The following is a 10,666-nucleotide window of genomic DNA, read 5'->3' as shown; positions in this document are numbered from 1 at the left end:
GGGGAGCAGCACGATGCAGCGCATCCAACGCGCGAACGACTTCGCGGACATGCCGGGGCTCGCGGGCCTGTTCCTCGGTGGGGCTGCGACCCTGCAGTCATGGCGTCACGCTGAGCGCACCCGGCCCGATATCGACGCTGAACTGTCCTGACCGGGCTGGTAGCGGTGCGCACACGATGTTCAACCCAGCGGCGGCCAGGGCAGCAGCTCCGGCGTAGGCAGCCTCCAGCGTCGTCGCGGTGTGCCGGGGCTCCAACTGATCCAATGTCACGAACACGGTGACGCCCCCACCGGTCACCCGCCAATAGTGCGCTCCGAAGCCCCACGGCAGATAGCTGATATCGGTGATCTCGGGCAACCAGTGCGTAGCGACCGCGTGCACGATTGCCTCATCACTGATGAACGAAGGTCGGGAAAGCACGAGACCGAATCCTAGAAGGCATGCGGACAGGCGAGCACGGGCTTTTCCCGCTGCACCGCCGCTGTCGGCCGGGGCGATTGAATTCGGTGGTCGACGCGCGAATCGGTCGATCGCGAATGTGAGCGTCGCGTCGAGCTACTTGCTCTCCCCGTTCCGATCGTGAACCCACACCCCTGAGGCCCCACGAAAGGCGTTCGGTCATCCGACCGCCCGAGTCCCAGGCGGAGCCAGTCCACGAGTCCGGTGTGACCTGTGGGTTTGCTGTTGTTGCTGAGTGTTGTCGTTGCTGTTCGAACGTGCGACGTCCTGACGGCCGGAACGACTGACATAGCCGACGAAGTGGGGGCAATTTCCGCCTCACGAGTGTGCTTGACTGCGGTCGAATCGGGCACCACGCTTGAACGCAGAGGTTATAATCCAGCGCTCTACTCGAGGAGACGATGGAGCTATGTCCAGCGAACATCTGTCCGAAGAGCCTCAATCACAACGAGGAGCCAAAGGCTCGCGAGACACCGGGGCGAATACCCCGGGCGGCGGCTCGGCCGATCGCCCGGCCGGCACATTCGACCACGAAGAAGTCGTTTCAGCCCGTGATCAGAACCAGTCCGAAGACGATATCGCCACGACCGGGACGCTCCCACCCGGCGACGCCGAACCGGCCGTCCCGCCCTATGAAGGCCGCCGAACAAGCGCGGAGGTCACCGGCACCCCCGGAGGAGACAGCGGCGCCAGAACAGCGGGTGCGACACATCCGGTGACCGACCCGAACTTCAAGTCCCCCGCTCCTGGTGAGACTGCCGGCGGGACCACCGCCTCCCCGGCCGAAGAGCAATCGGCGTCGCACGCACCTGAAACCGAGTCCAGCGCCGAAGCAGCCGAGGAAGGACATCACGGCGGCGTGCGCAGAGGCGAGGACCAGCCTCGGGAATCGCGGCCGAAGTAATCGCGTTTCGGCGAACGCGCGAAGGTGTCGAGCTGCTGAAGTTCTGGGTCGGGTGAGTCCATACTTCGGCGGCTCGCCGAACGCTGCGCCCTGATCCCGCACAGTAGCGTCTGCTGTCTCCGGCCACGACCCGTGGCAGGCGGTGGCGAAGGTCTGGGCAACGCGATGACGGAATCGTTCTGGTCTCCGCCGCAGATCGGACTCCTCGACCGCCAGAAAAGGACGAACCGCCCTAAACTCGCGAACCCAATTATCGGCTCTAACCGAGTTCGAGCTATCTCCTGGCATATACCCCATGGCTGCTGTCGGTCAGCGACCGAAGTTGAATCCAGCGAGGACTAGCGCAGCCTGTTATCCAATCGTGCAGCAGTCCCTGAGTTACGCCGCCTTTCGCGCGTTGGTTTCCGCTCGGAGCGCTGATATTCGAGCGCGCTCGAATTGTGTACCGTTTTGCCGCCCGGTTTCTCGGCCAGGAACGCAGACGCTTGCTAAAGTCGCTCGCGCGACCCCTGAGGGGACACTCCCGGCATTTTCGTCCGAACAAAGGATGTGGCTTGTGAGAGGGTTTCTGGCAGTTGTGGTAACAGTTCTCGTCGCCGGTACGTTGTCGGGCGAACAGGCCGCTCGGGCGGACGAGGGACCGGTCAACGGGCCGACACCGCAGTGGTCGCCCGGAAATAACCAGCCCTCCCCGCTGCAGACCTGGATCGACGAGAACATCAAGCCGCCGCAGTTGACTGCCGGCCCCGAGGAGGATCAGCAGGCCGCATTGTGGCGGGGGATATTGTCGTCGCCGACCGGGGACCAGACCTTCGATGCCTGGCCTGCGAATCTCGGCGCGCTGGAGCCGGGGCAGATCATCGAGTCACGGGACGTGACGGCGACGACAGCTCAGCATATGGCGGCACCGATCGAGCGGGCGGTGCTGTTGAAGTTCCGCTCCACCTCGGCGACGGGCACGCCCTCCTTCGGCACCGCCACATTGATCATCCCGGCGGCGTCGTGGAACGGGCCGGGGCCCCGTCCGGTGGAGGTCGACGCGATGCCGATCAACGCACTCGGGCTGCACTGCACGCCGGGCTACCAGTTGTCGCACGGCATCCTCGATCGAACCAACACCGATCTCGTCTGGTTCCTGCCGGCTATCTGGTCTGCCCTGAACAAGGGGCACGCGGTTCTCCTGCCCGACCATGAGGGCCCGCTGATGGCGTACGGCGAGACGAATGTGGCCGCGCACATGATGCTCGATTCCATTCGCGCCGTGCGCAATGCCCTGCCGGAGTTCGGTAACAGTCGTTACGTGGTCGACGGCTACTCGGGCGGAGCGATCGCCTCGTACGCCACTGCGATGGTGCAGAGTGAGTACGCGCCGGAGCTGTCGGACGTTCTGATGGGCGTGTCCACGGGGGGACTGGCAGCCGACTACCGGGATATCGCCCACCGTTTCAACGGCGGGATCGCCTCCGGCATTCTGTTGTCGGTGTCGACGGCGATAGCGCGTGAACACCCGGAGGTGCTCCAGTACATGAATCATCTCGCGCAGTGGGTGACGACTTCCCCGACGCGCGATCTGTGTGGTGACGCCGATGGACCGCTCGGCGTCGTCGGTATCCCGATGGATGTGGCGACGAATATCAGCAACCCACTCGACAGTCCGATGGCCGACAATCTGTTCCGCCAACTGGATGTGTCCGACCGGAGGTCGAGTGTGCCGCTGTATATCTACCACGGCGCCTGGGATCCTTGGATTCCTCTCGAAGACGCTCAGCGTATGTACGGCGAACAATGCAGCCGGGGCGTTCCGGCTATTTTCCGCACAGTGCCCGGTGAGCATCTGAGCAGTTACGTCACCAGCTATCCCGGCCTCAGCGAGTGGATCGACGCGCGATTGCGCGGCGAACCGGCGCCGAGCGAATGCCCCGGGAGGTAGCTCGGTAGCCGTATGCGAGGCGGTTCGGGAGGTCGCATCCCGGCCGTCATTGTGAGATACCACTATCGCCTGAGGGCCGCCGATCCCAAACATCACGTGACGCGGAGTAATCCTTCCTCCCGAATCTTGTGCTGGTTACGCTGGTGCAATCGCACAAGTCGACGGGGAGGGAAGGAAGTCCGACCATGTCTGTCACCTCTCCATACCAGCAAGGCCTCACCATATCCGGTCGTCCGATGTCGTCGCCGTTGAAGGACGTGCGGGCCCTGTCACGGCAGATGGTCAGGCATTTCGTCGAAACCGTCGCCCCCTGCGGCACCTTGCCGGGCGATGCGATCCACGGCGACATCACCACCATCACCCGCGTGTGCTTGGAGCTGGCGGTCAGCATGCTGGACGGCAGCAACATTCCGGAAAAGACCGGACAGCTCGAGAACGCCGCGGCTCAATGGGCTCGCGAAGGCGTGCCCATTGGGACAATTCACCACGCCATCCACGAAGGCTTCAAGATCGGCTTCGACCTGGTGGTGTCCACCGCCTTGGCCAAACAGCGTGCCTCCGGCTCGGCCGACGCCGATCCGATGCGCGCGCTGAGCACGGCCGACTATCAGAGCATCCTCGATGCCGCCAAACTCGTCGTCGAGATGCTCGACACCATGACCACGGCGGTCTCGGTGGCCTATGTGCGCGAACTGCGCGCGGTCGTGTCGGAACACCACACCGCGGTGCACACGCTCACCTCGGCACTGCTCGGCGGGCACCCCACCTCCACGATGGCCCGCGAGTGTGGCATCGACATCGCCGACCGCTATCGCGTATTGGCCCTCGCCATTCCTGCCCACCCGGACGAATCCAACCCGATGCTGGACGCGAAAGTCGTTGCGCGCCGCAAACTCCGGCGTCTGCAGGCAGAGCTGGCCACCCGCTGCGACGACGCCGTGCTGTCATTGCTGTCGATCGACGGCGGCACCTTGCTCATCCCCGCCGATTACATCACCGAGGGCGCCCTCGAGGATCTCATCGGGCATCTGTCACGGGCGGCGCGCGTGCCCATCACCGCCACCATGGTCACCGCCTCTACCGACACCCTGCCCTCGGCCGCGGATCAAGCTCACGAATTGCTCGACGTCGTCTCCCGGCTGGGATCGGCGCCGGGCCTGTATCACTTCGACGACCTGGCTCTGGAATACCAGCTCACCCGCCCCGGCCCCGGCCGCGAACATCTCGGGTCACTGCTCGATCCACTGGATGAGCATCCGGAACTGCTGGAGACATTGCAGGTCCACATCACGCACAACATGAACCGCCAACGCACTGCGCGGCTGCTGAACGTGCACATCAACACCGTGGATTACCGGCTCAAGCGGATCGGGCAGCTCACCGGGTTCGATACCACCCAGGCGAGCGGGCTGTGGCACTTGCGTTCGGCGTTGGTTGCCCACACTTACCGCACGTGAGCGCACTGGGAACGACAGATGGACGACGCCCGCAGAACCGAAGCCGATGGATTACGCGCGACATGGTTGCTGTTTCCGTTCGCCACGATTTCTGGACCAAACTCATTCCGCCACAACCACTGTCGACAATGGCGTTGGACGTGACCCTCGAGGGCCGCACCCACGTTGGGCCGAACAGGCCCACATGCCGACGACCCTCCTCCCGAATGCCCGTTTCGAGCGCGGGGTGCTCGACACCCGCCGTCCGGCAACGACGCCGATGACGGTCCACAATGGCGTGGAACCTCGAAACGGGTGGCTGTAGTTCCCCCGTCGGGGCCGGTCGCACGCGGCCTTGTGCCATGGCTGTTCGCCGCTGGGGTCCGCTCGCGGACCGGGGCAGAATGGGGAGCATGGCAAAGGCAACGGTCAACGGCGTCACCATCGCGGAGTCCGACCACTACGAAACGGTGGAAGGCAATATCTACTTCCCGCCGGAATCGCTCGAGAAGGAGTACTTCACGCCCACGGAGACGCACACCATCTGCCCATGGAAGGGTCGTGCGAGCTACTACACGGTGGATGTCGGTGACGGAAACCCTCTCGTCGACGCCGCGTGGTATTACCCCGAGACGAAACAGGCAGCAGCCAACATCGAGGGCTACGTCGCCTTCTACAAGAACAAGGTCTCCATCCAGGAGTGATCGGCTCCCCACGGTGAGTTCCGGGCAGGCGCAGAGTCGCTCCCGAATCGGTAGCGGCATAGGCCGATGCTCAGCGAAGGCCTGAGTTCACCTGGGCAGCGACTTCGACAGGAATTCCGCCAGGTGCGGTTCTACGGCGTCCGCGTCGGTCAGCGACAGGAAGTGCGCGCCTCCGTCGATGATCACCGGCGGCCCGGCGTTCGGCAAGGCCGCGGCCAGCTCGACGGCCCGGTCGACCGGATAGGCGGCGTCGGCCGAGCCGTGCAGAACCAGAGCGGGGCAGTCGATCTCGGAAGCGCGGTCGAGGACGCTGTCCCGCTCGACCAGGGGAGTGAGGACCCGGTCGATGTGATCTCCGGAAAGCTTGCGCCACTTGGCCTGCCACTCGGTCGCGTCGTGCTGACCCAGGCAGATGGCGGCGTTCATGTCGAGCAACTCCTGCGTCGGACCGAATTCCCGCCACGCCGCAGCAGCTTGCCGGTAGGCGTCGGCGACCTGCGGGTCCTCGGCGGCGCCCGACGTTCCGAGCAATGCGAGCGCGGCCACCCGGTTCGGTTCCAGCAGGGCCATTCGCAGACCGATGAATCCGCCCTGGCTCGTACCCACCACCGCGCATCGCTCGACCCCGAGGTGGTCGAGCAATCCGAGTGCGTCGCGGGCCACGTCCCAGTAGGTGAAGGGGTTGTCGGCAGGCGTTTCACCGTGGCCGCGTTCGTCCATGGTGATCAACCGGTAGGTCGAGCCGAGTGAACGTACCTGCGGGGCGAACATGTCGGCGTCCATCAGGTAGCTGTGCAACAGCAGTACGGCCGGGCCGGAACCGCCGTGGTCGACGTAACCGACGACTTGGCCGCTGTCGAGCGTCATCGCTGTCCGCATGCGGCGCAGTCTATTCGGGGCCGGCGAGACCGCTGTCGTTCACCGATGGGGATAGTGCCGGCGATTCCGTTGTTCGTCGCGGGCCGATCCGGTAGTGATCGAACATCGCCGCCCCTCCGTGCGATTCGTGACCGAGGCCGGGGTGATCATGACCGGATTTCCGCCGCCCGCGCGTCGTCGTCATCTACCGTGGATGGGATTCTCGACGCGGATGTTCAGTGTCCTACGCCTGATCGGCTGGAGTTCGCACGAGGCTGCACACGGATCCGGTCCCAGCGGCATCCTCGCGAGCCAGCGCCGGTGCGGCGAACGCGAGGGAGGAGAGCGGTGCCAGATGACCGACCCCGAGATCGTAGTGCGAGGCGGGCCGGCGACCGACCGATCCGGTCTTCGTGACCCATCGGCGGACCGCGCGGTGAGCGTTCGAGCCGGGCGCTTCCACACGATCTACGACCCGAGCGCCGGCGAGTCGCAACGGTGGTATATCAACGACCACACCATCATTCGCGACGGATCGGGCCGCTGGCACCTGTTCGGCATCACCCATCCCGAACCCGCTGATCCGTTCGACGAAATCGAATTCGCCCATGCGAGCGCCGACGACCTGCACGGCCCGTGGACCAAACACCCTCCGGCACTGGTCGTGGACCGCGACCACGGCGAGACGCATCTGTGGGCGCCGTACGTGATCCGCGCCGACGGTCGCTACCACATGTTCTATGCGGGCGGCGGCGACGACCGTACCGCCGCGGCGATCTGCGTGGCCACCTCCGACGACCTGTTCGAATGGACCCGCGAACCGGCCGGGCCGGTGTTTCGCGACGGATACGACGCCCGCGATCCCATGGTCGCGTGGATCGACGGCCGCTGGGTGATGTACTACGCCGCGACGAGTTCGCCGTCGGGCGGCAACTATGTGGTGGCGTACCGCACGAGCACCGACCTGCGCACCTGGAGTGAGCGGCGCATCGCGTTCACCGACCCGACGTCGGGAACCGAGGCCGGCAATACCGAGTCCCCGTTCGTGTTGCGCTACAACGGTTCCTGGTATCTGTTCATCGGTCCGAGGCCCGATTACGTCGGCACCGACGTGTTCGCGGGCGACGATCCCTACCACTTCGGGATCGACGACCGTGTCGGCCACATCGCCGCACACGCCGCCGAGGTGATCGACGACGGCGACCTGTGGATCACCAGTTGCGGCTGGGGACAGGGCGGAGTGTCGCTGGCACCCCTCGAGATCGGCAGAACCCCGCCGAAAACCGTGCTCTGAGTGATATCTCTAGTGTGCGAGCGCGGCCCGGAGGCGGCAGCCTGCGTTACCACCGAGGACCGTGCGGACCGCCATCGGGCACAGCGAGTGGTCCGACCGTTCGTCTCTTGAAGGGATCCGGCGTGGCACGTATCGGTGTGATCAGCATTTCCGACGGACGCGACTATGTGCACGACGGCATAGCCGAGTTCATCCGTACCAACGAGGACCGGCTCGTCGGCGAGCTCACCGCCGCCGGGCACGAGGTGGTGCGCGGCTCCGCGCCGGTCAGTACCAACACCCTCGCCGTCTCCGTGGCTCGCGAAGTCGCCTCGGCCGGGGTCGATCTGACCGTACTGCACTACGCGGTATGGGCGTTCCCGCACTTCACGATGCTCGTCCAAGGGGCCACGCCGGGAGCGTTGCTGCTGTTGTCCAATATCGACCCGGTGCAACCCGGAATGGTCGGGATGCTGGCGGCCGGCGGAGCGCTGGATCAGATCGGCCGCACGCACACTCGACTGTGGGGCGACCCGGCCGATCCGGACCTGATCGAGAAGATCGGTGTGCGGGCTTGCGCCGCAGCGGCGGTGTCGAGCTTGCGCGGCTCGACGTTCGGCCGGTTCGGTGGCCGGCCGATGGGAATGAACACCGCCGTCGCGAATACCGATCAGTGGCAACGCATTTTCGGTGTCGACGTCGAGGAGATCGACCAGTGGGAGATCGTGCGCCGCGCCGAGCTGGCCGACGCCACGGAGGTCTCGAAGGCCCGGACCTGGCTGGAGGAGACCACCGCGGGCGTGCACTACGACGGGGACAAACTCACTCCGGAGCTGCTGGAGCGCCAGATCCGCTCCTACCTCGCGGTGCGCGAGCTGATCGACGAATGGAACATCGACTTCTCCGGCATCAAGGGCCAGCCCGAACTCACCCAGTACTTCGCCACGATGGATGTCACCGAGGCGTTCCTCAACGACCCGTACGACTGGAACGGCCCGAAGCCGACGCATGTGTGCGCGACCGAGGCGGACATGGACGGCGCGCTGACCATGCAACTGCTCAAACAGATCTCGCGGACACCGGTCTTGTTCGCCGACGTCCGCCACTACCACGCCGATCGCGACATCTGGGATCTGTGCAACTCCGGCCAGCACGCCACCTGGTTCGCGGCCCGCAGCGACGATCCGGCGGAGAACCTGTCCCGGGTGCATCTGTTCCCCGAGGTGTTCTTCTTCCCCGCGGGCGGTGCGTCCGTCCATCATCTCGCGGCGCCGGGGCAGATGACCCTGGCCCGGCTGACGCGCAACGACGGCAACTACCGAATGCAGTTGATGCTCGGCGACTTCGAGTCCTACGACGAGGCCACCAACGACGAGTTGATGCGCCAGTCGACCCGCGAATGGCCGCACGCGTTCGCGCGGCTCGACGCTCGCGCCGAGGATTTCCTGTCCCGGTTCGGCGCCAACCATATCCACGCTGTGCCCGGTGACCATCGCGCGACCGTGCGGGCCGCGTGTGATCTGCTGGGTGTCACCGTGGACGAATTCACTCGGTGACCATGTTCATCGGAATCGACATCGGCACTTCCGGTTCCAAAGGTGTTCTGACCGACGCCGACGGCAAGATCCTCGCTCGTTCCGAGCGTCCGCACGCGGTATCGATGCCGCGACCGGGCTGGGTCGAGCACGACGCGGAGTCGGTGTGGTGGGCGGACTTCGTCGCTATCGCTCGCGAATTGGTGCAAGCCGCCGCCGGCGCACGGCTGGAGGGGCTGGGCATCAGCGGAATCGGCCCGTGCTTGCTGCCCGCCGATGCGCAGGGAAATCCGCTGCGACCGGCCATCCTGTACGGCGTCGACACCCGGGCAACCGTCGAAATCGATGAGCTGACAGGCGAATTGGGTGAGGCTGCGGTGCTCGAACGGGCCGGATCGCCGCTCACCAGCCAGGCCGTCGGGCCGAAGCTGCGGTGGCTGGCGCGGCACGAGCCGGATGTCTCTGCGCGCACCCGCATGCTGCTGATGGCGAGTTCCTTTCTCGTGCACCGGTTGACCGGACGCTACGTGCTCGACCACCAGTCGGCGAGCCAGTGCGTGCCCATGTACGACCTGCGCAAACGTGAGTGGGCCGGTGACTGGGCCGAGCGCTGCGCCCCCGGCCTGCCGTTGCCCGAACTCGCCTGGCCCACAGCGGTAGTGGGCCGGGTGACCGCGGAAGGTGCTGCCGCGACCGGGCTTCCGCAGGGACTACCGGTCACCACGGGCACCGTCGACGCGTGGGCCGAAGCGGCCAGCGTCGGCGTGCGCGCACCCGGCGATGCGATGGTCATGTACGGCACCACGATGTTCCTCGTCCAGATCCTCACCCAGCCGCGTCCGCACCCCGGCCTGTGGGGCACATGCGGCGCGTGGCCCGAAACCTATTCGCTGGCAGCGGGAATGGCCACCTCGGGTGCGGTCACCGATTGGCTGCGCCGCCTGGTCGGGGGAGAGTTCGGCGACCTGATCGAGGAGGCGGGCAAGGTTCCGGCCGGCAGCCGGGGACTGTTGATGCTGCCGTATTTCGCCGGCGAACGAACACCGCTGTTCGATCCCGACGCTCGCGGCATCGTCGCCGGACTCACCACCAGCCACGGCCGAGCCGAGCTGTATCGGGCCGCGCTGGAAGCCACCGGATACGGGGTGCGGCACAACCTGGAGGCCATGTCCGACGCCGGTGGTCGTGCTCGACGCCTGGTCGCCGTCGGTGGCGGCACCAAAGGCGGGCTGTGGACCCAGATCGTGTCCGACGTAACCGGTCTGCCGCAGGAGTTGCCGGCGGAGACCGTCGGGGCCTGCCTCGGCGACGCCCTGCTGGCCGCGGAGGCCGCCGGCGTCGACACATCCAGTTGGAACCCGGTGACGTCGATCATCGAGCCGGATGTCCGGCGACAAGAGATCTACGACCAGTACTACCGGCGCTACCGCGAGCTGTACGAGTCGACCATGGATATCGCGCATTTCCTTGCTACGGAACAACATCGGGCGGCGAACCATGGGTGAAATCCGGCGTTTCGGCAGCGCACGCGCCCACTCCGTCAGCCTCGCACAACACCGTCGGACC

General features: G+C 65.8%; 8 protein-coding genes. 6 read left to right on the top strand and 2 right to left on the bottom strand.

The window, feature by feature from the left end; all coding sequences use genetic code 11:
* Positions 1 to 97 precede the first annotated feature (97 nt).
* On the bottom strand, positions 98 to 382 hold the full coding sequence (locus tag NA3_RS30845) for a hypothetical protein (protein WP_218021922.1): 285 nt from the start codon (positions 380 to 382) through the stop codon (positions 98 to 100).
* A gap of 1,343 nt (positions 383 to 1,725) precedes the next feature.
* On the opposite strand from NA3_RS30845, the gene NA3_RS30840 reads away from it, so the two are divergent.
* From NA3_RS30840 to NA3_RS30830, 3 genes are all read left to right on the top strand, one after another.
* Positions 1,726 to 3,294 (top strand): lipase family protein, encoded by a 1,569-nt coding sequence (locus NA3_RS30840; RefSeq protein ID WP_227995147.1) that lies wholly within the window; start codon positions 1,726 to 1,728, stop codon positions 3,292 to 3,294.
* A gap of 236 nt (positions 3,295 to 3,530) precedes the next feature.
* Positions 3,531 to 4,751, top strand: a complete 1,221-nt coding sequence (locus tag NA3_RS30835; protein WP_227995149.1) for a PucR family transcriptional regulator — start codon at positions 3,531 to 3,533, stop codon at positions 4,749 to 4,751.
* A gap of 392 nt (positions 4,752 to 5,143) precedes the next feature.
* On the top strand, positions 5,144 to 5,434 hold the full coding sequence (locus NA3_RS30830) for a DUF427 domain-containing protein (protein WP_062967639.1): 291 nt from the start codon (positions 5,144 to 5,146) through the stop codon (positions 5,432 to 5,434).
* Positions 5,435 to 5,521: 87 nt separating this feature from the next.
* On the opposite strand, the gene NA3_RS30825 is transcribed toward NA3_RS30830, so the two are convergent.
* Complete coding sequence (locus tag NA3_RS30825) at positions 5,522 to 6,313, bottom strand: alpha/beta fold hydrolase (protein WP_084492007.1); 792 nt, start codon at positions 6,311 to 6,313, stop codon at positions 5,522 to 5,524.
* Positions 6,314 to 6,728: 415 nt separating this feature from the next.
* Between NA3_RS30825 and NA3_RS30820 the strand changes: the two genes are divergently transcribed.
* The 3 genes from NA3_RS30820 (at position 6,729) to NA3_RS30810 (ending at position 10,605) form a co-directional block, all read left to right on the top strand.
* Entirely contained in the window at positions 6,729 to 7,586 is an 858-nt protein-coding gene (locus NA3_RS30820) for a family 43 glycosylhydrolase (protein WP_062967681.1), read from the top strand.
* Between the two features lie 122 nt (positions 7,587 to 7,708).
* Positions 7,709 to 9,121, top strand: a complete 1,413-nt coding sequence (locus NA3_RS30815; RefSeq protein ID WP_062967636.1) for an L-fucose/L-arabinose isomerase family protein — start codon at positions 7,709 to 7,711, stop codon at positions 9,119 to 9,121.
* Between the two features lie 2 nt (positions 9,122 to 9,123).
* Positions 9,124 to 10,605: an FGGY-family carbohydrate kinase gene (locus NA3_RS30810; RefSeq protein WP_062967634.1), complete on the top strand. Its 1,482-nt coding sequence runs from the start codon at positions 9,124 to 9,126 to the stop codon at positions 10,603 to 10,605.
* The last annotated feature ends 61 nt before the right edge of the window (positions 10,606 to 10,666 follow it).

It is taken from the genome of Nocardia africana NBRC 100379 (assembly GCF_001612635.1).
Lineage (GTDB): Bacteria > Actinomycetota > Actinomycetes > Mycobacteriales > Mycobacteriaceae > Nocardia > Nocardia africana.
The sequence above is the reverse complement of the archived record's forward strand: the minus strand, read 5'-3'. Positions and strand labels throughout refer to the sequence as shown.

Excerpts from the sequence above, each read along its gene's own strand:
- NA3_RS30810 (WP_062967634.1), top strand. The coding sequence starts at position 9,124 with ATGTTCATCGGAATCGACATCGGCACTTCCGGTTCCAAAGGTGTTCTG.
- NA3_RS30830 (WP_062967639.1), top strand. The coding sequence starts at position 5,144 with ATGGCAAAGGCAACGGTCAACGGCGTCACCATCGCGGAGTCCGACCAC.
- NA3_RS30835 (WP_227995149.1), top strand. The coding sequence starts at position 3,531 with ATGTCGTCGCCGTTGAAGGACGTGCGGGCCCTGTCACGGCAGATGGTC.
- NA3_RS30825 (WP_084492007.1), bottom strand. The coding sequence starts at position 6,313 with ATGCGGACAGCGATGACGCTCGACAGCGGCCAAGTCGTCGGTTACGTC.